Here is a 23,098-nt window from a genome sequence, read left to right on the forward strand (position 1 = left end):
TCTTTCCTTTGTCTAGAAGCTCGATCGGAGTCGTGCCAGCAGGGTGTTGAGTACGTCGATGTCCTCGGCCGACCAGTCGGCCAGTGCCTTCTCCAGCGCGTCGGTGTACCGGGCGCAGAGGTCGGTGAGCAGCGCGCGTCCCGCCGGGGTGAGGCGCAGGATCCGGCAGCGGCCGTCACCCGGGTCGGTCTCCCGTTCGATCCAGCCGCGCTGCGCCACGTGGGCCACGTGGCGGCTGGTCACCGAGATGTCGACGGCCATGTACGCGGCCAGTCGGCTGAGCCGCATCTCGCCGTGCCGGTCGAGCAGGGTGAGGACGGCGGCGGAGCCGGGCGGGCAGTCGGGGGGCAGGACCCGGGCCAGGTCACGTCTGACCGCGCCGATGCCGGTGAGTCGGCGGGCCAGTTCCTCGTACCGGGTGCTGCGGGCGTCCGTGCCGTGGCTGGTCCGCGTGGTCACCGCACTGTCCCCCATCTTGTTGCTTAGGGCAACCATAGAACTGATGGTTGCTACAGGCAAATGAATCTGGGGTGTGCGGCGGTAAAGGAATCGGAAAACCCGCTAGGGTCCTGAGGCATGGCTGCGAACCACAACTCACCCGGACCCGAGGGCGGCTACGACCCCGCGGGCAGTACGCAGATGTTCCGCGCCTTCGTGGAGGAGGCGGCCGAACCGGTCCGCGCCCCGTCCGTCCCGGGCGCCCGGCGGCGGCCGAAGGGATCCGGCTCGAAGACCGGACTCCGGCTGGGTCTGGGCCTCGGGCTGCTGATCTTGATCGGCGCGGCCCTCTGGCTGGTCGTCTAGACGGGTCCAGGCCGGGTCCGGGCCGCCGCCGTCAGTTCCAGGTGGCCGTGACCCTCCGCGTCTCCACCCGCATGCCCAGGGGGACCCGCCAGGCGTCCACGCACACCGTGTAGGTCTGGGTCTTCGACGTGCCGCCCGCGATGGGGGCGGGCAGGGCCTGGGTCGTGGTGATCGTGGCCCAGTCGATGCCGAGGGCGCCGATGATGTGCGTCGCGAAGCTGACCGTGCCGGAACGAGCCGCCGTACCACCGGTGTTGGCGAAGGTGACCGTGACGCGCTCGCACCAGCGGTCGGACGCCGCCGCGCGCGTCGGGGTGCTCAAGGACAGCTGCGCCGCCGTGGCGGGCGGGGCCGGCGTGGTCGGCGGTGGCGGGACCGGTGCGGTCGTGCCCGGCTTCGGGGCGGGAGCGCCAGGGGTGACGGGAGCGGCGGGGGTGCCCGGATCCGGCGTACCCGGCGTGCCGCCGGTCGGAGCAGGCAGCGCGGGGCCGGACGTGGAGCCGGACCCGGAGCCGGCTGAGGGCTGTGATCCCGTGCCGCCGGGCGGCGTGGAAGTCGATGCGGCACCCCCGGGAGGGGCGGCCGACGTGGCTGAGCCGGCCGGTGCCCCGGCGCCCGACGGTGGCGGGCCGAGTGGCGGGGCGAGTGGCTGGAACTCCACCCGGCCCTGCGGCGCCACGTTCTCCCCCGCGCCCCGTTCGGGCCCGGGGGCCGCCGCGCCCACGGCGACATAGCCGTCCCGGGCCGGGCCGCCGCAGCCGGTGAGGGCGGCGGCGGCCGTGCAGCACAGGGTGAGGGTGAGCGCCGCGCGCGTTCCCGTTCGCATCGCGCCAGTTTTCCTGACGCTACGTCAAATAGGAAGCCCGCGCGGGCCGGCCGACGCTCCGGTCACTCGCCGATCAGGCCGACCCGGAGCTGCGCGAGCGTCCGGGTGAGCAGCCGGGAGACGTGCATCTGGGAGATGCCGACCTCCTCGCCGATCTGCGACTGGGTCATGTTGGCGAAGAAGCGCAGCATGATGATCTGCCGTTCCCGGGGCGCGAGTTTGGCCAGAAGCGGCTTCAGTGACTCGCGGTACTCGACGCCCTCGAGCGCGGTGTCCTCGTACCCGAGCCGGTCCGCGAGGGAGCCCTCGCCGCCCTCGTCCTCCGGGGAGGGGGAGTCGAGCGAGGAGGCGGTGTAGGCGTTGCCGACGGCGAGCCCGTCGACGACGTCCTCCTCGGAGACCCCGAGCACCGCCGCGAGCTCGGGCACGGTCGGCGACCGGTCGAGCTTCTGGGCCAGCTCGTCGCTGGCCTTGGTCAGCGCGAGGCGCAGTTCCTGGAGCCGGCGCGGGACGCGGACGGACCAGGAGGTGTCCCTAAAGAATCGTTTGATCTCGCCCACGACGGTCGGCATCGCGAACGTCGGGAACTCCACGCCGCGTTCACAGTCGAAGCGGTCGATCGCCTTGATCAGGCCGATGGTGCCGACCTGGACGATGTCCTCCATCGGCTCGTTGCGGCTGCGGAAGCGGGCCGCGGCGTAGCGCACCAGCGGCAGGTTCAGCTCGATCAGGGTGTCACGTACGTACGCCCGGTCGGGGCTGTCCGCGTCCAGGGCGGCAAGTCGCTGGAAGAGGGAGCGGGAGAGGGTGCGGGTGTCGATGGCTTCCGAGCGGTCGGACACTGCCGGCAGCTCGCGCTTGACAAGCGTGAGCACCTTGGAGCTGCCCTGGTCTACGGACATGCCACCCCCTTGAGGTCGCGGACGGGTCGCGTCTCTGCGCGCCCGTCGGAGGAACGCAGCCTCCACCTGAATACCGGAGGCGGGGCTGCGGCAAACGCGGTTCCAGCAGAATGTCACATGTCGGCAACACGCTGTAGCGTCATGTCGACAAGTATCTCCAGCGACAGAACGGCGACCGAGCGGAATCAGCCGGTTCTGTAGGGAAACGCTGGAACGCCTCCACTCGAACCGGTTAAGCCTCGATCCTGTTTGCGGATCTCAGTCGGGCGAAGCTCCGGGCGAGCAGCCGGGACACGTGCATCTGCGAGACGCCCAGCTCCGCGCTGATCTGGGACTGCGTCAGGTTGTTGTAGTACCGCAGGAGGAGGATCCGCTGCTCGCGCTCGGGCAGCTGGACCAGGAGGTGGCGTACGAGGTCACGATGCTCGACCCCGGCCAGCTCCGGATCCTCGTAGCCGAGCCGGTCCAGCAGGCCGGGCATGCCGTCGCCCTCCTGGGCGGCCTCCAGCGAGGTGGCGTGGTAGCTGCGGCCGGCCTCGATGCAGGAGAGCACCTCGTCCTCGGAGATGCGCAGCCGCTCGGCGATCTCGGACGTGGTCGGGGTGCGCCCGTGGAGGGTCGTGAGGTCCTCGGTGGCGGCGTTGACCTGCACCCACAGCTCGTGGAGGCGGCGCGGGACGTGGACGGTGCGGACGTTGTCGCGAAAGTACCGCTTGATCTCGCCCACGACGGTCGGCATCGCGAAGGTCGGGAACTGCACCCCGCGTTCCGGGTCGAAGCGGTCGATCGCGTTGATGAGCCCGATGGTGCCGACCTGGACCACGTCCTCCATCGGCTCGTTGCGGCTGCGGAAGCGGGCGGCCGCGTACCGGACCAGAGGGAGGTTGGCCTCGATGAGGGCCCCGCGCACCCGGGTGTGCTCGCTGGTGCCCGGCTGGAGGCCCTTCAGCTGCCCGAAGAGGATCTGGGTGAGGGCCCGGGTGTCGGCGCCCCGAGTGCTCAGCGTCCTCGACGGGAACGGGGCTGCCAGCGGGGCCGGGGCGGTCGGGGAGACCGGGGCGGCCGGAGGGGCCGGAGGGGCCGGAGGGGCCGGGGCGGCCGAGGCCGCCGGAGGAACCGAGGCGGCCGGAGGGACCGGGGCGGCGTCTTCCTGGGGGTCCTGCTGGGGTGGCACCTGAGGCGCAGTACTGGCCGGCACGGTCACGCCACCCCTTCAGTCAACTCATCCGTCAAAAGCGGTCATAGCATCACAAGACATGTGCGCTGTGTGCAAGCACCGTATATCTCCGTGTTGAGGGCAAGTTGGGCATAACAGGGCATTCTGCCCACACGAGGAGAACGCAAAAGACCCCCCACCCGTCGGAGTGGGGGGCCGGGGGGTCCGGAAACCGCTTCAGCGTACGGGTTCAGGTCACCAGTTCGGTCATGAACTCGCCGATCCCGGAGGCGGCATCCGAGATTCCCTGGAAGCCTATTTCGACGAAATCGGCGGCTTTGACCGGTTGGGTGATGATCACGAAGAGTACGAAGACGACGAGCGCGCCCATGACGAGCTTCTTGGTGTCCATGAGCGGTACGGCCTCCCCAACCGGTCCTGCCAAGTCGGTGGAGTCTAACCGGTCAAGTTTGGGCATTCACCTGTCCTTTAAGGACCCCGTCGCTCACGAAGAAGGCCCCGACTCCGGTCGGGGCCTTCTTCGCTTCGCTATTCGATGCCGCCCGCCAGGTCCACGAGCGGCTGGACGGGCGCGATCACGGGGGCGAGCTGGTTCGGCAGTTCCATCAGCTGGTTGAGCTGGTTGGCGCCTTCGCCGAGCTTCCCGCCGATCTCCTGGACGGAACGGGGCTGGGTACCCTCCGGCATGCCCGGGGCTGCCGTGGGCAGGTCCGGGAGGGTGAGCGGGGCGATGGGCGAGGCGGACGCGGCCGGTGCGGCGAGGCCCGCGGCGGCCCCCGCGAGGGCGAAGGCGGCGAGCATGCGCTGGGTCTTGGTCATGCCGTGACAACGGCCGAACGGGCGGCCGGTCACGCGGGTGTCCCCCCGGAGGGGCGCCGACGCGGGCGAGTGGACGCGACGCGACGGGCGACGTGACGGGCGCCAAGACGCGACGGGCGCCAAGACACGACACGAGGCGACGCAACGGACGGACCGACGGCGCCGGGGAAAAGCCGAGAGCCCCGACCCTTGCGGGGCGGGGCTCTCGATCAGAGCGGTAGCGGTGGGATTTGAACCCACGGATAGCTTGCACCATCACACGCTTTCGAGGCGTGCTCCTTCGGCCGCTCGGACACGCTACCGAGAGAGAGCTTAGCCCAAAGAGCACGCCGGGCTGAAATCCGTATCCGGTGCCGCGCCTCACAGTTTCCGGAAGAAGTCCGTCAGCTGCCGGGCGCACTCCTCCTCCCGCACCCCGCGGATCACCTCCGGCCGGTGGTTGAGCCTGCGGTCCCGTACGAGGTCCCAGAGCGACCCCGCCGCGCCCGCCTTCTCGTCCCCGGCGCCGTAGACGAGGCGGGCCACCCGGGACTGGACGAGCGCGCCCGCGCACATCACGCACGGCTCCAGGGTGACCACCAGGGTGCACCCCGAGAGCCGCCACTCCCCGAGCCGGGCGGCCGCCCGGCGCAGCGCCAGTACCTCGGCGTGCGCCGTGGGGTCGCCGGTGGCCTCGCGCTCGTTGTGCCCGGTGGCGAGGAGTTCCCCGGCCGGGCCGAGCACGACGGCACCGACCGGCACGTCGCCGGCCGCTGCCGCCCGGTCGGCCTCCTGGAGCGCCAGGCGCATGGAGTCCCGCCACGGATCCCGTACGGGGTCGGGACCGTGGTCGTACGTGATGTCGTGCGCGGCGATCACTAGCGGACGGCCTCCAGTACCTCGGTCGCGCCGAGCGAGTCGGCGATCTCCGAGAGGGCGTCTCCGTCGAGGGTCATCAGTTGCTTGTTGCTGACTCCGAGATCGTCCAGCAGCCGGGGGTCGCCGAGCGGACCGGTCGGCAGCGGCTCGGAGCCGGCTCCCACCGTGTCGTCCGCGTCGTCGTCCTCGTCCGTGAACGCGCTGATCGGTTCCTCCTCGCCGTCCTCGGTGCCGTCCAGGTCCAGTTCGTCGAGTTCGTCGTCCTCCTCGTCGCTGCCCAGCAGCTCTTTGGTCAGCATCGAGCCGTAGGAGCTGCGGTCGGCGGCGGAGGCGTTCGATACGAAGTACCGAGGGTCCTCCTCGCCGTCCACGCGGATGACGCCGAACCAGGCGTCCTCCTGCTCGATGAGGGCGACCACCGTGTCGTCGTCGACAGCGGCGGAACGGGCGAGATCGATCAGATCACTGAGGGACTCGACGTCGTCGAGTTCCAGGTCGCTCGCTTCCCACCCGTCTTCGGTGCGCGCGAGCAGTGCGGCGAAATACACCGTGACTCTCCCACTGGTCATAGGCGTGCCGGTTGGAGGTCCCCCCGGCCGGAGGATGGGGTGGGAACGGCCGTGACGCTCGCCGGTCCTTACCCCGCCCAATCGGCATCGTGGCAGAAACAGCGGCTTTGCGAGAGGTCTTCCGCACGGTGGCCGTGTCGCGGCGCCGGTCACCGGGCGCCGGTCACCAGCGGAACGTACGCATGCGCATCTGCTGGCGCATCCGGGCCGCGCGGGCGCGGCGGGGCTGGACGCGGTCGCGCAGTTCCCGGGCCTCGTTCAGATCGCGCAGGAACTGGGCACGTCGCGCCCTTCGCTGCGCCGTCGTCTCCGGCGCGTCGTACGGATCGCTCCCATCGCTTCCCTCGCTCGCCTCGCTCCCGTCCCTGTCGTCACTCGCTCGGCTCGACTGCGTCTCGGGCATCGGCCACCACCCAGGCTGGTCCGGTCGTCCTCCTCCGCCGACGCGAAGCAGACCCCCCGCGTCCACCTTCCCCCGGACGGCCCGATTGATGCCACTCACGCACAGATCGGTGCAGGTCAGGGTCAGGCATCGGCCGTGAGCGTCGGTACGACCGCCACCGGGCCGTGCGCGTGCTGGAGCAGGGCGTGAGCCACCGAGCCCATCGGCAGGGCCCGCAGGCGCGGGTGGTGGCGGCCCACCACGATCAGCGCCGCCGACCGGGACGCGGTCACCAGCCGCCCCGCCGCGTCGCCGGGTACGGCGGCCTGCTCGACCGGCACGTCCGGGTAGCGGGCCCGCACCGGGGCCAGCCGCTCCGCCTGGGCGCGCAGCATCTCCCGTTCGGCGGGCATCGTGTCCCCGCCGTCGGCGAGCCCCTCGGGCGGGATCACCGCGAAGGGGGCGTCGATCAGCGGGGTCGGCGAGGGCGGAATGGCGTACGCCGAGAGCACCTGGACGGTGGTCCCCCGTGCGGCCGCTTCCATGAACGCGAAGGACAGCACGTCGTCGGGGGTCTCCGCCGTGTGCAGCCCGAGGACCACCCGCCCGGCCGAAGCTCCGGCGGGGGCGTCCTTGGCGGCCGGGTGCGGCGCGCGGTCCGGGTGCGGGACCACGACGACCGGGCAGGGCGCGGTGGTGGCCACGGCCCGGCTGTTCGATCCGAGCAGCAGCGTGGCGAACCCGCCGCGCCCCCGGGAGCCCATCACCAGCATCAGCGGCGCGCTCTCGCCGCCGACCACCCGCAGGGCCTCCGGGACGGACCCTTCCAGGGCCTCGTACCGCACCTCGCGGGGCAGCTCGGGCGCGGCCTCCAGGACGGTGCGCACGTGGTCGCCCACCGGGTCGGAGTACTCGTCCGGCTCGTTCGCGTCGTGCAGGGCGGAGCGCCGGCCGGCGTACAACTGGGAGACGTCGGGCAGTACATGGGCGACCATCAGCGCGGCGTCGTGGCGCAGTGCCGCCATCCGGGCCCACTCCAGGGCCCGCAGGCTGTGGTCGGATCCGTCGACGGCCGCGATCACCAGTGGGCCGCCCAGTCCGTTGTTCCGTCCGTTGCTCACCAGTCCAGCGTGCTGGCCGTCCGGGCGGGCCGCATCTTCGCCGTGGACACGGAGCGGTCCTGCCAGCGCGTAGCCTTTTGGGTGCAGGTCGCGTACAGCGGCCGTTTTCGCAGGTAGCAGGGTCGCAGGTCACAGGTCGAAACCCGGCTGAGTCTTGGAGGATGTTGTGCGTTTGCAGGTAGTCGATCACCCCTTGGTGGCGCACAAACTCACCACGCTGCGCGACAAGCGCACCGACTCCGCCACCTTCCGGCGGCTCGCCGACGAGCTGGTGACCCTCCTGGCGTACGAGGCCACCCGCGACGTACGCACCGAGCAGGCCGACATCGAGACCCCGGTCGGCCCGACCACCGGGGTGAAGCTGTCCCACCCGCGCCCGCTGGTCGTACCGATCCTGCGGGCCGGTCTCGGCATGCTGGACGGCATGGTGCGGCTGCTGCCGACCGCCGAGGTGGGCTTCCTGGGCATGGTCCGCAACGAGGAGACCCTGGAGGCCTCCACGTACGCGACGCGCATGCCCGAGGACCTCTCCGGGCGTCAGGTCTACGTCGTGGACCCCATGCTCGCCACCGGCGGCACGCTGGTCGCGGCGATCCAGGAGCTCATCAAGCGCGGCGCGGACGACGTGACCGCCGTGGTGCTGCTGGCCGCGCCCGAGGGCGTCGAGATCATGGAGCGCGAGCTGGCGGGCACGCCGGTGACGGTGGTGACGGCCGCCGTGGACGAGCGGCTCAACGAGCACGGCTACATCGTGCCGGGCCTGGGTGACGCGGGCGACCGCATGTACGGCTCGGCCGAATAGCCGTACCGCGCGGTCGGCGCTCGCAGCGCGTTCCGCAGGCTCGGCGCTTTCAGCAGGTCTTGGCGGGCGCGGGCACGGGGTTGGCCAGGAGGGCCAGCGCCTTGTCCGCGTCCTCCTTCGTGTTCAGCTCCTTGAAGGCGTCGCCGAGGATCAGGTCGATGTCCGCGCCCTCGCGGGTGTCGTGCTGCTGGGTCACTCCGGCGAGCTGGGTGCCGAGCACGGAGTAGGCGGCCTTGTCGGTCGCGGGGGAGCCGACCAGTATCCCGGGACCGGGGACCTTCTTGTCGAACTGGGGAGGGGCGTTGCCGACCTGGCCCACGACGAAGCCGCGTTTGGCGAGCTCGTCGCCGACGGCCTTGGCGAGGCCCGCGCGCGGGGTCGCGTTGTAGACGTTGACCGTGATCTGACCGGCCTCGGGGAGTACGACCGCCGGTGAGGCGGATGTGGAGGCGGTCGGGCCTCCGTTGGGTTCGGCGACGGCCTTGGCGGGCTCGGCGGGCTTGGCGGGCGCGGTCGGACAGTCCTTGCCGGCCGCCGCCGCATTCCGCTTACCGCCGTCGTCGCCTCGGAACACGTCGATGAGCTGCAGCGCCCCGTAGCCGAGGAGGGCCAGCGCGAGGACCGATCCGAGCACGGCGAACACGATCCGGCGGCGGCGCCGGGGACGGCTCATGCGGGGGTAGGCAGCTCCCGTGACGCGGTATTTTCCGCCCATGCCGGGGGGTGTGAGCATGCTCATGGGCGCAGCGTAGTGCCGCGCCCGGACGATGCCTACTAAATGATCTATTGATCGGGCAAGGCTGACCCGAAAGGCGCAATCAGTCCATTTCCAGGACGCGTGCGTGCAGCACCTGGCGCTGCTGGAGGGCCGCGCGCACCGCGCGGTGCAGCCCGTCCTCCAGATAGAGGTCGCCCTGCCACTTCACGACGTGCGCGAAGAGGTCGCCGTAGAAGGTGGAGTCCTCGGCGAGCAGCGTTTCGAGGTCCAGCTGTCCCTTGGTGGTCACCAGTTGGTCGAGCCGGACCGGGCGCGGGGCGACATCCGCCCACTGCCGGGTGGTTTCCCTGCCGTGGTCGGGGTACGGCCGCCCGCTTCCGATGCGCTTGAAGATCACACCGAAAGCCTACCGGGCCGGTGCCTCCGGGCGCAGCCTGACGGCATGGGTGCAAAAGTGGCAGGCAGCGCTAATTCGGGAGTGATGCATGAGTCAGAGCACGGACCCTGACGTTCCGGCGGATGCGGCCGACGCCCCAGCCGACGCAGCCGAAGTAGCCGACGCAGCCGACCCGGCTGCCACGATCGCCGCCGGGTACGCCTTCACCGGACCCGCGCTCGATCTCGGGGCACTGCTGTGGGACGGCGCCTGCCTGCCGGACCGCCAGATCCGTATCCCGCTGTCCATGCTCAACCGGCACGGGCTGGTCGCGGGCGCCACCGGCACCGGCAAGACCAAGACGCTCCAGCTCATCGCCGAGCAGCTGTCGGCGAACGGCGTGCCCGTCTTCCTCGCCGACATCAAGGGCGACGTCTCCGGCATCTCGGCGCCCGGCACCGCCAACGAGAAGGTCGAGGCGCGGGCCAGGGACGTCGCCCAGCAGTGGGAGGCCAGGGGCTGCCCGAGCGAGTTCTACTCGCTGGGCGGGACCGGCGCCGGGATTCCGGTTCGGGCGACGGTGACGGCCTTCGGGCCGGTGCTGATGTCCAAGGTGCTCCAGCTGAACCGGACGCAGGAGCAGTCCCTCGGCCTGATCTTCCACTACGCGGACTCCAAGGGCCTGGAGCTGATCGACCTCAAGGACCTGCGGGCGGTGGTCGCCTTCCTCGTCTCCGACCAGGGGAAGCCGGAGCTCAAGGGCATCGGCGGGCTCTCCACGGTCACGGCGGGGGTGATCCTGCGGGCGCTGACCGCCTTCGAACAGCAGGGCGCCGCCGAGTTCTTCGGCGAGCCCGAGTTCGACACCGGCGAATTCCTCCGTACGGCCGCGGACGGGCGCGGAGTGGTCTCCGTACTGGAACTCCCCGCGGTGCAGGACAAGCCGCAGTTGTTCTCCACCTTCCTCATGTGGCTGCTCGCCGACCTCTACACCGACCTGCCGGAGGTCGGCGACCTGGAACAGCCGAAGCTGGTGTTCTTCTTCGACGAGGCGCACCTGCTGTTCAACGGTGCCTCGAAGGCCTTCCTGGAGTCGATCACCCGGACCGTGCGGCTGATCCGGTCGAAGGGCATCGGCGTGTTCCTCGTGACCCAGACGCCGAAGGACGTGCCGGCGGACGTGCTGGCCCAGCTCGGCAACCGGGTGCAGCACGCCCTGCGCGCCTTCACCCCGGACGACGCGAAGGCACTGAAGGCCACGGTGAAGACCTTCCCCCACTCGGCGTACGACCTGGAGGAGTTGCTCACCCGGCTCGGCACCGGCGAGGCCGTCGTCACCGTGCTCAGCGAGAACGGCGCGCCGACGCCCGTCGCGGCGACCCGGCTGCGCGCCCCGCAGTCGCTCATGGCGCCGATCGACGCGGCGGCCCTGGACCGGGCGGTGAAGTCGTCGCCGCTGTACCCGCGCTACGCGGAGCCGGTCGACCGCGAGTCGGCGTACGAGAAGATCAGCGCCGAGCAGGCGGCCGCCGAGGCGCAGGCGGAAGCGGCTGCCGCTGCCGCGGAGGCCGCGAAGCAGGCCAAAGACGCCCGGACGGTGCCCCGCGGCGCCCCCGAGGCGGACCGCTCGCTGGCCGAACAGGTGGTGGGCAGCGGGCTGTTCCGCTCGCTGGCCCGCTCGGTCGGCACCCAGCTGGGGCGGGAGATCTCCCGGTCCCTCTTCGGCACGGCGCGCCGCCGCCGGTAGTCCGCCCCCCGCCCGCTTCGAGGCGGAATCGAGCGAACCGGTTGTCACCGGTGCGGCAGGCGCTGACAGACTCGATGTATGCGGACCGAACTGACCGACACCACGTCCAGCAAGATCGACCGGGCCATGCTCGCAGCGCGGCGCGCCGTCGGCAGCCCCGCCATGGGGCTCGTGCTGACCCTCGTCGTGGTCACCGACGAGGAGAACGCCTACGACGCCGTACGCGCCGCCTCCGAGGCCTCCCGCGAGCACCCGTGCCGCATCATCGCGGTGATCAAGCGGACCGCGCGGGGCCCGCACCGGCTCCGCCCGACCCGCCTCGACGCCGAGCTGCGCGTCGGCTCGGACGCCGGATCCGGGGAGATCGTGGTGCTGCGCCTGCACGGCGAGCTCACCGCCCGGGCCGGCTCGGTGGTGCTGCCGCTGCTGGCGCCGGACGCGCCGGTGGTGGCGTGGTGGCCGGCCGACGCCCCCGCCGATCCGGCCCGCGACGAGCTGGGCGCACTGGCGCAGCGCCGGATCACCGACGCCCAGGCGGCCCCCCACCCGGTGGGTGTGCTGGCCCAGCGCGCGGCCTCGTACGCCCCCGGCGACACCGACCTGGCCTGGACCCGGCTGACGCCGTGGCGCTCGCTGCTGGCCGCCGCCCTCGACCAGAAGCCGCTGCCGGTGACGGGCGCGGCGGTGGAGAGCGAGGCCGGCAACGCGAGCGCCGAGCTGCTGGCCCGCTGGCTGGAGGACCGGCTGCGGGTGCCGGTGGAGCGGGTGGTCACGGACGGGCCGGTCATCACCCGGGTCCGGCTGGAGACGACCGGCGGGGAGATCCGGGTGGACCGGCCCGCGGGGGTCCTGGCCACGCTGGTCCTGCCGGGGCGGCCCGACCGCAAGGTGGCCCTCAAGATCCGCAGCGCCGCCGAGCTGATCGCGGAGGAACTGCGGCGGCTCGACGCCGACGAGGTCTACGCCTCGGCGCTGCGCGCCCGGCCGGCCCAGACCCCGCTCTCCGCGTAGTGGTTGTCGTAGACGGGTGAGCTGTCCTTGATGTCCTGGACGGTGGCCTCACCCGCGCGCACCCGGCCGAGCAGGCGGTAGTAGTCGAAGCGGCCCATGCCGGGAGTGAAGCCGACGAACACCTCGGCCGTCGAGCCGGCGGCGGGGGCGAAGGCGTGCTTCACGCCGGGCGGGACGCTGAGGAAGTCGCCCTTGGTGAGGGTGTGGATCTCGTCGCCCACCAGGACGTCCAGCCGGCCGTCGGTGACGTGGAAGAACTCGGTCGCCTTGGTGTGGAAGTGCACCGGGGCGCCGGCCGCGCCCACCTCGAAGCTCGCGGTGTTGCAGGTGAGCTCGTCGGTGTCGGTCAGCAGTGTGATCACGCTGCCAGGGCCGTCGGAGACGACTTCGGCGGTGGCCGCGCGGGTGAGGTTTTCGGTCATGCCGCCGACCCTACGGTCGCCCCCACCCTTGCCCTGGCCGGGCGGTGACGGGTCTGTCAACTCGTGGTGCGGCGTCCCTACGGCGACTGCTTCGCGGCTTTCGCGGCGGCCTTCCGCTCCTGCTTGTACTCGCGCACCTTGGCCAGCGACTCCGGGCCCGTGATGTCGGCCGCCGAGCGGTGGACGTTCGCCGGGCCGTAGTCGCCGGCCGCCTCCCGCCAGCCCTTCGGGCGTACGCCGAGCCGCTTGCCCAGCAGGGCCAGGAAGATCTGCGCCTTCTGCTCCCCGAAGCCCGGCAGCTCCTTGAGCCGCTTCAGCAGCTCCTCCCCCGTCGCGGCGTCGGCCCACACGGCCGCCGCGTCCCCGCCGTAGTGCTCCACGAGGTACGCGCACAGCTGCTGGATCCGCTGGGCCATCGACCCCGGGTAGCGGTGCACGGCGGGCTTCCGCGAGAGCAGCGCGGCGAAGGCCTCCGGGTCGTACGCGGCGATGGCGTGCGCGTCCAGGTCGTCGGCTCCGAGCCGCTGGGCGATCGTGTACGGCCCCGAGAAGGCCCACTCCATCGGCACCTGCTGGTCGAGCAGCATGCCGACGAGCGCGGCGAGCGGGCTGCGGGCGAGCAGGGCATCGGCCTCGGGGTGTTGGGCCAGCCGCATGGTGACGTCCATGCCTCCAGCGTCTCGCGGGGCGGTGCTCCGCGCGCGCGGTCGGCGCGCGGTCGGCGCGCGATTGTCAGAGCCCGCCTCTAGCGTGAAAGGACAGGAATGCATGCGTACTGGACGACGGACACAGGAGTCGATCGACCATGGGTGAGTTCCAGGAAGGCGCGCCGTGCTGGGCGGACGCGATGTTCGCCGATGTGGAGGCCGCCAAGACGTTCTACGGTGACGTCTTGGGCTGGACCTTCGGCGAGGCCAGCACCGAGTACGGCAACTACACGGAGGCGTACTCCGACGGGAAGGCCGTCGCGGCCGTCGTCCCGCCGATGCCGGGGGGCGAGGCGCCTTCGCAGTGGTGTCTGTACTTCGCCTCGCCGGACGCGGCCGCCACGGCCGAGAAGATCGAGGCGGCGGGCGGCGAACTGCTGATGGAGCCGATGCAGGTCGGCAACTTCGGCACGATGGCGATCGCGAAGGAGCCGAGCGGCGCGCTCTTCGGCGTCTGGCAGTCGGGCGAGCACAAGGGCTTCGACAAGATGGGCGAACCGGGTTCGTTCGCCTGGGCGGAGGTCTTCACCCGGGACGTGAAGAAGGCGGACGACTTCCTGCCGAAGGTCTTCCCGTACGGCGCGCAGCAGATGGACCCGGGTGACGACCCGGAGATGGCCGACCTGGACTTCAAGGTCTTCAGCCTGGGCGGCGGGGAGAACCCGGTGCTGGGCCGGATGAAGATGGACAAGGACTTCCCGCCCGACCTCCCGCCGTACATCCAGATCTACTTCGCGGTCCCCGACTGCGACGAGGCGGTCGCGAAGACGAAGAAGCACGGCGGCAAGCTGCAATTCGGGCCGATGGACAGCCCCTTCGGGCGGTTCGCGGCGGTGACCGACCCGCAGGGCGCGGCGTTCGCGGTGATCGACCTGTCGACGACGGTCGGCGAGATGCCGAAGTTCGGCTGAGCCGTACGAGGGACCCGCCCCCGCCGTGACCCGGCGGGGGCGATCAGCCGTCGTCGGCGGCGTCTGCGGCGTCGTCCGCGCAGTCCCCGCAGGTTCCGGGGTGTGGGCTCCTGAAGCCCCGGTCGCACGTCGGGCAGTTCTGCATCGGAACCAGCACCGCGTGCTCGGCTCTGCGGAACTCCGGCACCAGGAGCGGGGGCATCTGCTCCTTGAGGCGGTGCGCGATCAGTCCGGCCGGGTTGATGACGGGGTCGGGGACCCTGGCCGTCAGTACGGCGATGATCGAGTCCATGCTCCCGCCGCGCTCCAGCCAGATTTCGGCGGCCGGGGCGAGCCGCTCGATGTCCCGCCGGCCGAGGAGCAGGCGGTGGTCGGTCCGCCGCAGCCTCCCGAGCAGGGTGATCGCTGCCTGGCGGACGGGGGACGGCGGCTCCGCCGGTGCAGTGGGTCCGGGCTCCGGCTCCGGTTCGGGCTGCGGTGCGGGCTCCGGCTCCGGTTCGGGCTGCGGTGCGGGCTCCGGCTCCGGTTCGGGCTCCGGTTCGGGCTCCGGTGCGGGCTCCGGTGCGGGCTCAGGCTCCGGTTCGGCTTCGGATTCCTGCGGGGCCACCTGGGCCTGCGGCTCCGGGTCGGGCTCGGGCGGGGGCTCCGGGTCCGGCGTCGGATCCGGGGGCGGCGGGGTGGGGCGGGTCACGGCCTTGGGGTGGTTGTAGGACACCGTACGAGTGACGATCCGCCCGTCCGGGAGCTGCTCCCGGATCCGCCGCAGGTACCCGTGCGCCTCCAGCTCGCGCAGCGCGGCGGCGATCCGGATCTGTCCCTCGGGAACCCGCCTGGCCAGGTCCCTGATGCCGACCGGCGAGCCGGGGGGCAGCGACTGGATGTAGGCGCCGAGCCCCCGGGCGGTCAGGGAGATCTCGGTGTTCTGGATGAGGTGGTTCCCGATCACGGTGAACCGGGTCGTGTGCCGGACGTTCGAGTGATGAACGCCGTACACCGCGCGCGAGGGCGCGCTAGGGTGCTCGAAAGCCATGGGAAGTTGCGTCTTCCTCATTGGTCAGGCCCTCGTCCGGGATTGCAGTCCCGGCGGGGGCCGTCTCATGTCCGCTGATGTCGGGCTGAGCATATGACCCAAGACCAGTCCAAAGTCCAGCCAGTTGGGCCAATTCACCCGTGTGAGTGAGAGCGGCTGCCGGGGGAGGTTTGGTGGGGTTGGGCGAGGTTCTTTCTCTCAGTACTGCGAAGCAACAGAAACGTACTGGCCCCCCGGGTTTCGTTTCCCCGAGTCCCGGTCGCCACCGCCCCCCGGCCCGCGGCTCGCGGTCAGCGACACCGCGTGGGCGGGCTTCGTCACGTACGCCTCCGCGCCCTGACGGCGGCCGGTTCCTGACCGCTGCCGCCGCCGAGCCGGCCGCTTCTCGCGTGTTTCAGTGCGCGGCTGTGGTGACGAGCTCGCGGTTCTGGAAGGGGGCGAAGCCGCGGTTGGTCTTGCAGCCGAGGTTCTCGTACGTGTTGACCTTGGTCACGGGGTCGGTCTTGATCAGGTGGATCTTGCAGGCCTGCTTGATGAACCGGCCCTTGACCCCGCCCGGGAAATCGATCTCCTTGTTCCACAGGTACGGGGACTCGTAGCCGTTGGTGTGGGCGCTGGCGTTGACGTCGATGCCGCCGGGGGCGTCGATCTCGTAGACCCAGCCGGTCTTCGCGGCCCCGTACGTGGCGAACTTCTCGGCCACCCACTTCTCGCAACTCGTGCTCAGGTGGGCGGTGTTCTGGCCGCCGCCCTTGACGATGTACTCGGCGAGCGGGGTCAGCTCACTGCCCCGGGGGGTGAAGCCGGTCCGGAAGAGCTCCTCGACGGTCTCGCGGGTGTCGCCGCGCCACAGGGAGTTGTCGTCGATGCGCCACTGCCAGTTCTCGGCCCGCGCGGCGGCCTCGACGGCGTACGCGATGAACGGGTTGGTCGTGGTGCTCCACCAGTGCCACTCCTGGTGCTTGGAGACCGGGCCGCACGGCTCGGTACCGGGCGCGGGAGCAGGTGTCGGCGCCTGAGCGGGGGCGGCGACGGCCGGGGTGACGAGGGCGGCGGAGGCGAGCGAGGCAGCGGCGAGGAAGCGGAGAGCGGCCTTCAACATGGTGAGAACCCATCAGTTGATCAACATGACGGGCCCTTTATAGAGCTGTGCGGGGCGCGGACCGGGCAGAGTGCGACGGGTCCACCCGCACGGGCGGATCAGTCGTACTGGGGAAAGGTTTCAGCCGCGTACGAAGGCGAGATCGCCGACGGGACGGCCTCGGGCGGGGCCCGGCGGCGGCCAGGCGTCCGCGAAGCGCCGTACGGCCCGCCCCCCGGCCGGGCGGTGCACCGGCCGGGGGCGTGCACCTCCAGGCCGTGCCGGGCGGCGGCTCGCGCGAGGACCAGGAAGGCCCGTGAGGCTCAGCGGCCCCAGGACCAGGCCGAGGCGGCGGCTGCGGCGGCGGCAGCCGGGCCCGCCGGTGTCACGGGGGCGCCGACGGCGTCGGCGTCGCGTTCCACGCCGGTGACCTCGGGGTGTGCCCGTACCGCGGCCAGCTGCTCGCCGTCGAGGTCGGCGGCGAAACCGCGCACCGCGTGGCGGAAGACGAACCGGGCGCGCTCGACGCCGGTCTCGCGCATGACCCGGTGGGGATCGGCCTCCCGCGCGAGCGTGACGATGTACGTGCCCGCTTGGCCGTCGTCGTCGGCCCGGTACGCCGCGGACACCCCCTCGGGGCCGGCGGCGTAGGCGGCGGGCGCCGCGCACAGGGAAGCGGTGAGCAGGAGGGCGGTGGCCAGGACCGGGCGCAGGAACGGACGCATGCGGAACTCCGTTTCGAACGGGCGCGGGAAGGGCGCGGACAGCGCCCACCCGATCCTTCGGCCGCGCGGGCCCCCGCCTTGAGGGGCTTCCCCGGCGAACCGGCCACCCCAGCTACCCCTGTACCTCGCGTACCCACGCCGTCAGCCCCGCCACGAATCCCGCCCGCTCCTGCGGGGTCAGCCTCTCCAGGGCCCGCAGCAGCGGCTCGGTCCGCCGGACGATGAACGTTTCGAGCGGCGTGCGGTACTCCTCGGCCAGCGTCACCAGGATCCGGCGCCGGTTCGCCGGGTCCTCGGCGCGCTTCACGATGCCGGCCCGGCTCAGGCCGCCGACCAGCTCGCTGGCGGTGGGCAGCGAGACGTGGAGCCGCCGGGCGATCTCGCTGACGGCGAGCGGCTCTCCGGCCAGCAACTGCGGCAGGACGGCGCCGTGGCGCGGGGTGAGCCCCTGGGAGTCCATGGCCTCGCTGAGCGCCGCGGGCATGAGATCCCGTACGACGGAGGTGCGGTAGAAGGGCTCCAACAGCGGTACCAGGCCCGCGATTTCGACCTCGGCCGGGGTCGGTGTCCGGGGCGCCTTCCCGGCGTCGTGGGTGTGCGGCATACTGCGAGTGTAGATGGTTCGGATTTCCAAACTGTTTGGATACCGGAAGGATCTTCTCTTGTCGACGATCAGCTACGGCGACGCGCTCAACGACGCACTGGAACGGCTCGACGACCTCGGCTACGAGCGGGGCAAAGGGGTCGACCTCGCCAACCACGGCCCGATGGGCGCCGAGGCGCTCGCCCTGCTCGGCCAGGAGGACGAGGTCGCCCGGTGGGTCGGGCGCTACCGCGCGGCGATGGACCACCACGAGCCGCCCGCCGCCCGCTTCCCCCTCGACCCCACGGACGAGTCCTCCTGGCGCCCGGCCCTCGGGGCCTTCGGCCGGGCCGGGGACTGGGAGCGGCTCTTCGTCCGCGAACTCGCCGAAGCGCACTGGCGCGAGGTGCTCGTGCGCTGGTGGCCCCGCCTGCTGCCGGGCCTGATCGCCGGCCTGACCCACGGCCTGATCCGCACCGCCCACGCCGTACGCGGCCTCTACGCCGCGGCCGACAAGCCGACCCGGCTCCAGCTGACCGAACTGGCCCGCGGCCTCGCGTACTGGGCCGCCCGCTACACCGAGCTGCCCGGCAGCCCGCGCCTGCACGGCCCCCACGACCTGCCCGCCGCCGTCGCCGCGCTGCCCCGGCCCCCGCTCGACGGGCAGCGGCCGGGCCCCGGTGTCGCCCGCCACCGCCTGGACTCGCTCGCCGCGCTGCCCGGCTACACCGCCTCGCTCGACTGGCTCGCCCCGGAGCAGGCGCCCCGGCTGCTGAGCGAGATGACCGCCCAGTTCGCCGACGTCTACCTCGCCCACCCCGAGGTCTACCCGGTTCCGCTGATCCACGGCGTCACCGCACCCGCCGCCGTCCGCCTGGTCCTCCCGCACCTGCCGCACGCGCTCCACGAGCCGACGCTGGCCCGGCTCTGGCAGGTCCAGTCGGCGTTCCTGCTGGCCTTCACCGTCGACCGGCGCGGCGAGGGCACGGACGCCTGGCGTGCGGAGGTCCCGGAGGTGCCCCCGTCCGACGAGCTGGGCGCGCGGGCCGCCGCGCACGGCGACGAGCACGTCATCAAGTTCACCGAGGCCTGCCTGCGCGAGTACGCCCTGCGCCCCGACCCGCGCTACCCGGCGGCCGCCTTCGCCGCGCAGCTGCGCATCACGCCGCTGGACGGGGGCGGCGGCGCTGCGGGTGCCGCCTCATGAAGGGCTGCGGCCTACTTGCCGGTCTCCGGCCCGAACCACTGGAGGGCCTGGCCGGTGACAGCCGCGATGCACTCGAAGTCGTGATCCCGGTGCAGCAGGGTCAGCCCCTGGAGCTCCGCGGTGGCGGCAACGACGAGGTCCACCGCGCCGGCGCTGCGGTGCTGCCCCCGCTGGGTCAGCAGCTCCTGAACCTTCCAGGCCCGGTCGTACGCACGATCGTCGACGGGCACCCAGCCGAACACCGACCGCATGTCCTCGATGCCGCGCGACCGGTCCCGGGCGGACCGCGCGCTGTAGAAGAACTCCAACTCGGTGACGGGGCACGTCGCGATGAGCCCAGCGGCTGCCGCCTGGTCCCACCCGTACTGCTCCGCGTCGCCGCGCAGGAAACGTGCGAGTGCGCTGGTGTCGATCAGGAACTGTGCCGCGTTCACCGGCGGTAGTTCCTCTTGTCCTCGAACAGCTCCAGGTCGAAGGCGCCCTCGTCGGCCGCCGCGCGGAGCCTGGTGAGAGCCAAGGCGCGGCGCCGGTTCTCCAGCACTTCACGCAGGGCGGTGTTGACCGTCTCCTTCTTGGTGCTCGTCCCCAGGGCCTTCGCCACGTCGGCGAGGAGCTCGTCGTCGAGATCGATCACGGTGCGGCTCATGTGGACTCCTTGATATCAAGTATGGCGACAAGTATATCTCGCGTGCGACCTGCGGGACGGACTCCAACGGCGCCGAGCTTCAGGACGGAGCGGACCGGTCCGACGCGAGTCGGGCCGGGCGGGCCGGGCGGGCCGGGCGGTGAACGTGGCCGCATGCCCCGCGTGGCCCCACCGCGCAGGCCGGCTCCCTCGTACCGCCCGATGATGGGGGGATGGATGTCACCGAGGTACTCCTGCCCGGTGTGGGCCTGCGGTACGAGTTCACCAATCACCGGGGTGAGCGGGTCGGCGTGGTGGCCCGGCGCACCGGCGACTTCGAACTGGTCGTCTACGCAGAAGAGGATCCGGACGAAGGCCGGCCGGTGCTTCAGCTCAACGACGAGGAGGCCGACGCGGTCGCGGAGATCCTGGGGGCGCCCCGGATCGCGGAGCGGTTCGCCGACCTGACCAAGGAAGTGCCGGGGCTGATGTCGGGGCAGATCGAGGTGCGCGCGGGGGGCCCGTACGACGGCCGGCCGCTGGGAGACACGCGGGCCCGTACGCGGACCGGAGCGTCGATCGTCGCGATCGTGCGGGGCGAGGACGTGATCGCCTCCCCCACGCCACAGGAGCCCCTCTGCGGTGGGGACGTGCTGGTGGTGATCGGGACCCACGAGGGCATCGCGGGCGTGGAACAGATCATCCGGGGCTGAGCCCGGTGCGTACGCCGGTCGCGCTGCTGCTGGAGCTGGGGGTGATCCTCGCCGTTCTGAGCGTGCTCGGGACTCTGGCGCGGCGCTTCACCCTCTCGCCGATTCCGCTCTACCTGCTGGCCGGCCTGGCGATCGGTGAGGGCGGCATCGCGCCGGTGCCCGCTGCCGGTGAGTTCGTCGAGACCGGTGCCGCCATCGGTGTGGTCCTCCTCCTGATGGCCCTGGGCCTGGAGTTCTCGCTGCCCGAGTTCGCGGTCAGCGTGCGGCGGCACGTGCCGTCGGCCCTGATGGACCTCGGGCTGAACGCCACACCCGGGGCGGTCGCCGGGTGGCTGCTGGGCATGGACGGCCTGGGGATCTTCGCCCTGGCCGGGGCCACGTACATCTCCTCCTCCGGCATCGTCGCCCGGCTGCTGGAGGACCTGCGGCGGCTGGGCAACCGGGAGACACCGGCGGTGCTGTCGATGCTGGTCATGGAGGACTGCGCCATGGCCCTGTACCTGCCGGTGCTCGCCGTGCTGGCGTCGGGCGGCCAGTGGTGGCAGGCGGTTCTGGGCGTACTCGCCGCCCTGGGCGCCGTCGTCGTCGCCTTCACCGTCTCCTACCGGTGGGGCCACCACGTCGGCCGGCTCGTCTCCCACCCGGACGCCGAACAACTGCTGCTGCGGGTGCTGGGACTGACCCTGATCGTCGCGGCCCTGGCCGAGGCCGTCCACGCCTCGGCCGCGGTGGGTGCCTTCCTCGTCGGCCTCACCCTCACCGGGGAGACCGCCGCCCGTACCCGTGCCGTACTCAGCCCGCTGCGGGACCTGTTCGCCGCCGTGTTCTTCCTGTCCATCGGGCTGTCCGTGGACCCCGGCGACCTCCTGCCCGTCCTGCCGGCCGCACTCGCGCTCGCCGCCGTCACCGCCGTCACGAAGGTGCTCGCGGGCCGGTTCGCCGCCGCCCGCGACCACGTGGGCCGACTGGGCCGGCTGCGCGCCGGGACGGTCCTGATCGCCAGGGGTGAGTTCTCGTTGGTGATCGTCGGGCTCGTCGGGACGACGCACGGCTCACTCGGCCCGCTGGTGACCGCGTACGTCTTCGTCCTGGCCCTGGCGGGCCCGGTCCTGACCCGCCTCGCCGGTACCGCTCCCGGCACCGCCCCCCTGGGGAAGGCCTAGCGGCACGGCGAACACCTGCTCACTCACGTCCGGCACGCCCGATACATCCGCCATGTCTGCCATGTCTGCCATGTCCGGCATCTCCGGCCGACGGGGCCGGAGCCGTCCGGTGAGGTAGGTGGCGACGGGTTCGGTGTAGCGGGCGGTGAGCGGGCCGAGGACGACCAGCACCAGGACGTAGGCGGTGGCGAGGGGACCGAGGGAGGGTTCGATGCCCGCGGTGACGGCGAGGCCGGCGATGACGATGGAGAACTCGCCGCGCGCCACCAGGGTGCCACCGGCGCGCCACCGCCCCTTGACGGAGATCCCGGCCCTGCGCGCGGCCCAGTAGCCGGTGGCGATCTTCGTGCCCGCAGTGACCACGGCCAGGGCGAGCGCGGGCAGGATGACCGGGGGGATGCTGGCGGGGTCGGTGTGCAGGCCGAAGAAGACGAAGAACACCGCGGCGAACAGGTCCCGCAGCGGGCTCAGCAGGCTGTGGGCGCCCTCCGCGACCTCCCCGGAGAGGGCGATGCCGACGAGGAACGCGCCGACGGCGGCGGAGACCTGGAGCTGCTGGGCGATACCGGCGACCAGGAGGGTCAGGCCGAGGACGACCAGCAGCAGCTTCTCGGGGTCGTCGCTGGAGACGAAGCGCGAGATGACGCGGCCGTAGCGGACGGCGAGGAAGAGGACGAGTCCGGCCACGCCGAGGGCGATGGCGAGGGTGAGGCTGCCCGCGGCCAGACTCACCCCGGCGAGCAGGGCGGTGACGATCGGCAGGTAGACGGCCATCGCGAGGTCCTCGAGGACCAGGATGCTCAGGACGACCGGGGTCTCGCGGTTGCCGAGTCGTCCGAGGTCGCCCATCACCTTGGCGATGACGCCGGACGAGGAGATCCACGTGACACCGGCCAGGACGACGGCGGCGACCGGCCCCCACCCCAGCAGCAGGGCCATGGCCGCGCCGGGAAGGGCGTTGAGAGCGGCGTCGACCAGGCCCGCCGCGTACTGGGTCTTGAGGTTGGAGACCAGGTCGCTCGCCGTGTACTCCAGGCCGAGCATGAGCAGGAGCAGGATGACGCCGATCTCGGCGCCGATCGCGACGAACTCCTCGCTCGTGCCCAGCGGCAGCAGACCGCCCTTGCCGAAGGCGAGGCCGGCCAGGAGGTAGAGGGGTATCGGGGAGAACTGGAAGCGTCCGGCGAACCGGCCCAGCAAGCCCAGGGCGAGGATGATCGCGCCGAACTCGATCAGGAAGACAGCGGAGGAGTGCATGCGCTCACTCCCGGCCGAGTATCGCGGCGGCGGCCTCGACACCCTCGCGGGTGCCGATCACGATCAATGTGTCCCCGCCGGCCAGCCGGAAGTCGGGCCCGGGAGACGGAATCGCCTCGGCCCGGCGCAGCACCGCCACGATCGACACGCCGGTCCGCGTCCGCATCCGGGTGTCGCCCAGGACCCGCCCGTTCCAGTGCGAGACGGAGGACAGCTCGATCCGCTCCGCCACCAACCCCAGGTCGGTCGTGGAGAGCAGGTTCGGGCTGTGGTGCGAGGGCATCAACGCGTCGATCAGCGCCTCCGTCTCACGACCGGTCAGCTTCACCGACAGCGCGCACTCGTCCGGATCGTCCCGCCGGTAGGCGTTCAGCGTCCGGGCACCGTCGCGATGGGCGATCACCGACAGACGGCGGTGCTCGCGGGTCGTGAGGTCGTACCGGACCCCTATGCCCGGTAGCGGCGTACGGCTCACGCGAGGAACAGGCACGGCAGACCTCCAGGTCCATGCGGTTCGGGCGGAAGGAGTGTTCGGGTGAGGGAAGGCCCTGGAATCCGCCTT

The 23,098-nt window shown here is 71.9% G+C and carries 30 protein-coding genes and 1 tRNA gene; 8 read left to right on the plus strand and 23 right to left on the minus strand.

Features of this window, described 5'->3' with window-relative positions; genetic code table 11:
* Positions 1-12 precede the first annotated feature (12 nt).
* Positions 13-474, minus strand: a complete 462-nt coding sequence (locus tag ACWDYJ_RS01115) for a MarR family winged helix-turn-helix transcriptional regulator (RefSeq protein WP_451563360.1) — start codon at positions 472-474, stop codon at positions 13-15.
* Positions 475-576: 102 nt separating this feature from the next.
* Here ACWDYJ_RS01115 and ACWDYJ_RS01120 point away from each other — a divergent pair, with 102 nt between their 5' ends.
* Positions 577-804 carry a hypothetical protein gene (locus tag ACWDYJ_RS01120; protein ID WP_451563319.1) on the plus strand — a complete coding sequence of 76 codons (228 nt, stop codon included), beginning with the start codon at positions 577-579 and terminating at the stop codon, positions 802-804.
* Positions 805-835: 31 nt separating this feature from the next.
* On the opposite strand, the gene ACWDYJ_RS01125 is transcribed toward ACWDYJ_RS01120, so the two are convergent.
* The 10 genes from ACWDYJ_RS01125 to ACWDYJ_RS01170 form a co-directional block, all read right to left on the minus strand.
* Positions 836-1,630 (minus strand): hypothetical protein, encoded by a 795-nt coding sequence (locus tag ACWDYJ_RS01125; RefSeq protein WP_451563320.1) that lies wholly within the window; start codon positions 1,628-1,630, stop codon positions 836-838.
* A 62-nt stretch (positions 1,631-1,692) separates the two neighbouring features.
* Positions 1,693-2,532 carry an RNA polymerase sigma factor SigF gene (locus ACWDYJ_RS01130; protein ID WP_451563321.1) on the minus strand — a complete coding sequence of 280 codons (840 nt, stop codon included), beginning with the start codon at positions 2,530-2,532 and terminating at the stop codon, positions 1,693-1,695.
* Between the two features lie 232 nt (positions 2,533-2,764).
* Positions 2,765-3,736 carry an RNA polymerase sigma factor SigF gene (locus ACWDYJ_RS01135; protein WP_451563322.1) on the minus strand — a complete coding sequence of 324 codons (972 nt, stop codon included), beginning with the start codon at positions 3,734-3,736 and terminating at the stop codon, positions 2,765-2,767.
* A gap of 202 nt (positions 3,737-3,938) precedes the next feature.
* Positions 3,939-4,133 carry a hypothetical protein gene (locus tag ACWDYJ_RS01140; RefSeq protein WP_451563323.1) on the minus strand — a complete coding sequence of 65 codons (195 nt, stop codon included), beginning with the start codon at positions 4,131-4,133 and terminating at the stop codon, positions 3,939-3,941.
* A gap of 104 nt (positions 4,134-4,237) precedes the next feature.
* Entirely contained in the window at positions 4,238-4,528 is a 291-nt protein-coding gene (locus ACWDYJ_RS01145) for a hypothetical protein (RefSeq protein ID WP_451563324.1), read from the minus strand.
* Between the two features lie 215 nt (positions 4,529-4,743).
* A tRNA-Ser gene (locus tag ACWDYJ_RS01150) sits at positions 4,744-4,830 on the minus strand.
* 58 nt (positions 4,831-4,888) lie between these two features.
* Entirely contained in the window at positions 4,889-5,317 is a 429-nt protein-coding gene (gene tadA / locus ACWDYJ_RS01155; protein WP_451563361.1) for a tRNA adenosine(34) deaminase TadA, read from the minus strand.
* 68 nt (positions 5,318-5,385) lie between these two features.
* Complete coding sequence (locus ACWDYJ_RS01160; RefSeq protein ID WP_451563325.1) at positions 5,386-5,934, minus strand: tRNA adenosine deaminase-associated protein; 549 nt, start codon at positions 5,932-5,934, stop codon at positions 5,386-5,388.
* A gap of 184 nt (positions 5,935-6,118) precedes the next feature.
* A complete protein-coding gene (locus ACWDYJ_RS01165) occupies positions 6,119-6,358 on the minus strand; it encodes a hypothetical protein (RefSeq protein WP_451563326.1) in 240 nt (79 codons plus the stop codon).
* Positions 6,359-6,480: 122 nt separating this feature from the next.
* Entirely contained in the window at positions 6,481-7,458 is a 978-nt protein-coding gene (locus ACWDYJ_RS01170) for a universal stress protein (RefSeq protein WP_451563327.1), read from the minus strand.
* 166 nt (positions 7,459-7,624) lie between these two features.
* Between ACWDYJ_RS01170 and upp the strand changes: the two genes are divergently transcribed.
* Complete coding sequence (upp, locus tag ACWDYJ_RS01175) at positions 7,625-8,260, plus strand: uracil phosphoribosyltransferase (protein WP_329381989.1); 636 nt, start codon at positions 7,625-7,627, stop codon at positions 8,258-8,260.
* 49 nt (positions 8,261-8,309) lie between these two features.
* On the opposite strand, the gene ACWDYJ_RS01180 is transcribed toward upp, so the two are convergent.
* Both ACWDYJ_RS01180 and ACWDYJ_RS01185 read right to left on the minus strand, forming a co-directional pair.
* A complete protein-coding gene (locus tag ACWDYJ_RS01180) occupies positions 8,310-8,975 on the minus strand; it encodes a LytR C-terminal domain-containing protein (RefSeq protein WP_451563328.1) in 666 nt (221 codons plus the stop codon).
* A 103-nt stretch (positions 8,976-9,078) separates the two neighbouring features.
* Positions 9,079-9,375: a type II toxin-antitoxin system VapB family antitoxin gene (locus ACWDYJ_RS01185; protein WP_008740979.1), complete on the minus strand. Its 297-nt coding sequence runs from the start codon at positions 9,373-9,375 to the stop codon at positions 9,079-9,081.
* 88 nt (positions 9,376-9,463) lie between these two features.
* Between ACWDYJ_RS01185 and ACWDYJ_RS01190 the strand changes: the two genes are divergently transcribed.
* Together ACWDYJ_RS01190 and opcA are read left to right on the plus strand one after the other, a co-directional pair.
* A complete protein-coding gene (locus tag ACWDYJ_RS01190; RefSeq protein WP_451563329.1) occupies positions 9,464-11,101 on the plus strand; it encodes a helicase HerA-like domain-containing protein in 1,638 nt (545 codons plus the stop codon).
* A gap of 78 nt (positions 11,102-11,179) precedes the next feature.
* Complete coding sequence (opcA, locus tag ACWDYJ_RS01195; RefSeq protein ID WP_451563330.1) at positions 11,180-12,112, plus strand: glucose-6-phosphate dehydrogenase assembly protein OpcA; 933 nt, start codon at positions 11,180-11,182, stop codon at positions 12,110-12,112.
* Here opcA and ACWDYJ_RS01200 read toward each other — a convergent pair.
* A complete protein-coding gene (locus ACWDYJ_RS01200) occupies positions 12,061-12,534 on the minus strand; it encodes a cupin domain-containing protein (RefSeq protein WP_451563331.1) in 474 nt (157 codons plus the stop codon). The two genes, opcA and ACWDYJ_RS01200, sit on opposite strands and share 52 nt — an antisense overlap.
* A 77-nt stretch (positions 12,535-12,611) precedes the next feature.
* The gene (locus ACWDYJ_RS01205) at positions 12,612-13,202 is read right to left on the minus strand and encodes an HhH-GPD-type base excision DNA repair protein (protein WP_451563332.1); all 591 of its coding nucleotides are present in this window, start codon (positions 13,200-13,202) and stop codon (positions 12,612-12,614) included.
* A 137-nt stretch (positions 13,203-13,339) separates the two neighbouring features.
* On the opposite strand from ACWDYJ_RS01205, the gene ACWDYJ_RS01210 reads away from it, so the two are divergent.
* Positions 13,340-14,152: a VOC family protein gene (locus tag ACWDYJ_RS01210; RefSeq protein ID WP_451563333.1), complete on the plus strand. Its 813-nt coding sequence runs from the start codon at positions 13,340-13,342 to the stop codon at positions 14,150-14,152.
* Between the two features lie 43 nt (positions 14,153-14,195).
* Here the strand turns inward: ACWDYJ_RS01210 and ACWDYJ_RS01215 are convergent, their stop codons facing one another.
* The 4 genes from ACWDYJ_RS01215 to ACWDYJ_RS01230 all read right to left on the minus strand — a co-directional run bounded on the left by ACWDYJ_RS01215 (position 14,196) and on the right by ACWDYJ_RS01230 (position 17,592).
* A complete protein-coding gene (locus ACWDYJ_RS01215; protein WP_451563334.1) occupies positions 14,196-15,182 on the minus strand; it encodes a helix-turn-helix domain-containing protein in 987 nt (328 codons plus the stop codon).
* 394 nt (positions 15,183-15,576) lie between these two features.
* Positions 15,577-16,284: a scabin-related ADP-ribosyltransferase gene (locus ACWDYJ_RS01220; protein WP_451563335.1), complete on the minus strand. Its 708-nt coding sequence runs from the start codon at positions 16,282-16,284 to the stop codon at positions 15,577-15,579.
* Between the two features lie 302 nt (positions 16,285-16,586).
* On the minus strand, positions 16,587-16,988 hold the full coding sequence (locus ACWDYJ_RS01225) for a protease inhibitor I9 family protein (RefSeq protein ID WP_451563336.1): 402 nt from the start codon (positions 16,986-16,988) through the stop codon (positions 16,587-16,589).
* Between the two features lie 112 nt (positions 16,989-17,100).
* A complete protein-coding gene (locus ACWDYJ_RS01230) occupies positions 17,101-17,592 on the minus strand; it encodes a MarR family winged helix-turn-helix transcriptional regulator (protein WP_451563337.1) in 492 nt (163 codons plus the stop codon).
* A gap of 58 nt (positions 17,593-17,650) precedes the next feature.
* On the opposite strand from ACWDYJ_RS01230, the gene ACWDYJ_RS01235 reads away from it, so the two are divergent.
* On the plus strand, positions 17,651-18,778 hold the full coding sequence (locus tag ACWDYJ_RS01235; RefSeq protein WP_451563338.1) for a questin oxidase family protein: 1,128 nt from the start codon (positions 17,651-17,653) through the stop codon (positions 18,776-18,778).
* An 11-nt stretch (positions 18,779-18,789) separates the two neighbouring features.
* Here ACWDYJ_RS01235 and ACWDYJ_RS01240 read toward each other — a convergent pair whose 3' ends face one another.
* Positions 18,790-19,212, minus strand: a complete 423-nt coding sequence (locus ACWDYJ_RS01240; protein ID WP_451563339.1) for a PIN domain-containing protein — start codon at positions 19,210-19,212, stop codon at positions 18,790-18,792.
* Positions 19,209-19,424: a type II toxin-antitoxin system VapB family antitoxin gene (locus ACWDYJ_RS01245; protein WP_451563340.1), complete on the minus strand. Its 216-nt coding sequence runs from the start codon at positions 19,422-19,424 to the stop codon at positions 19,209-19,211. The genes ACWDYJ_RS01240 and ACWDYJ_RS01245 overlap by 4 nt, the downstream gene beginning before the upstream one ends.
* A 212-nt stretch (positions 19,425-19,636) precedes the next feature.
* On the opposite strand from ACWDYJ_RS01245, the gene ACWDYJ_RS01250 reads away from it, so the two are divergent.
* Both ACWDYJ_RS01250 and ACWDYJ_RS01255 read left to right on the plus strand, forming a co-directional pair.
* Positions 19,637-20,116, plus strand: a complete 480-nt coding sequence (locus ACWDYJ_RS01250) for a cation:proton antiporter regulatory subunit (RefSeq protein ID WP_451563341.1) — start codon at positions 19,637-19,639, stop codon at positions 20,114-20,116.
* A gap of 5 nt (positions 20,117-20,121) precedes the next feature.
* A complete protein-coding gene (locus tag ACWDYJ_RS01255; RefSeq protein WP_451563342.1) occupies positions 20,122-21,279 on the plus strand; it encodes a cation:proton antiporter in 1,158 nt (385 codons plus the stop codon).
* On the opposite strand, the gene ACWDYJ_RS01260 is transcribed toward ACWDYJ_RS01255, so the two are convergent.
* On the minus strand, positions 21,169-22,536 hold the full coding sequence (locus tag ACWDYJ_RS01260) for a cation:proton antiporter (RefSeq protein ID WP_451563343.1): 1,368 nt from the start codon (positions 22,534-22,536) through the stop codon (positions 21,169-21,171). The two genes, ACWDYJ_RS01255 and ACWDYJ_RS01260, sit on opposite strands and share 111 nt — an antisense overlap.
* Before the next feature lie 4 nt (positions 22,537-22,540).
* Positions 22,541-23,026, minus strand: coding sequence for a cation:proton antiporter regulatory subunit (locus ACWDYJ_RS01265; RefSeq protein WP_451563344.1), 486 nt, complete (start codon positions 23,024-23,026; stop codon positions 22,541-22,543).
* Positions 23,027-23,098: the final 72 nt, after the last annotated feature.

The sequence above is a fragment of the Streptomyces sp. NPDC003042 genome (assembly GCF_053591315.1).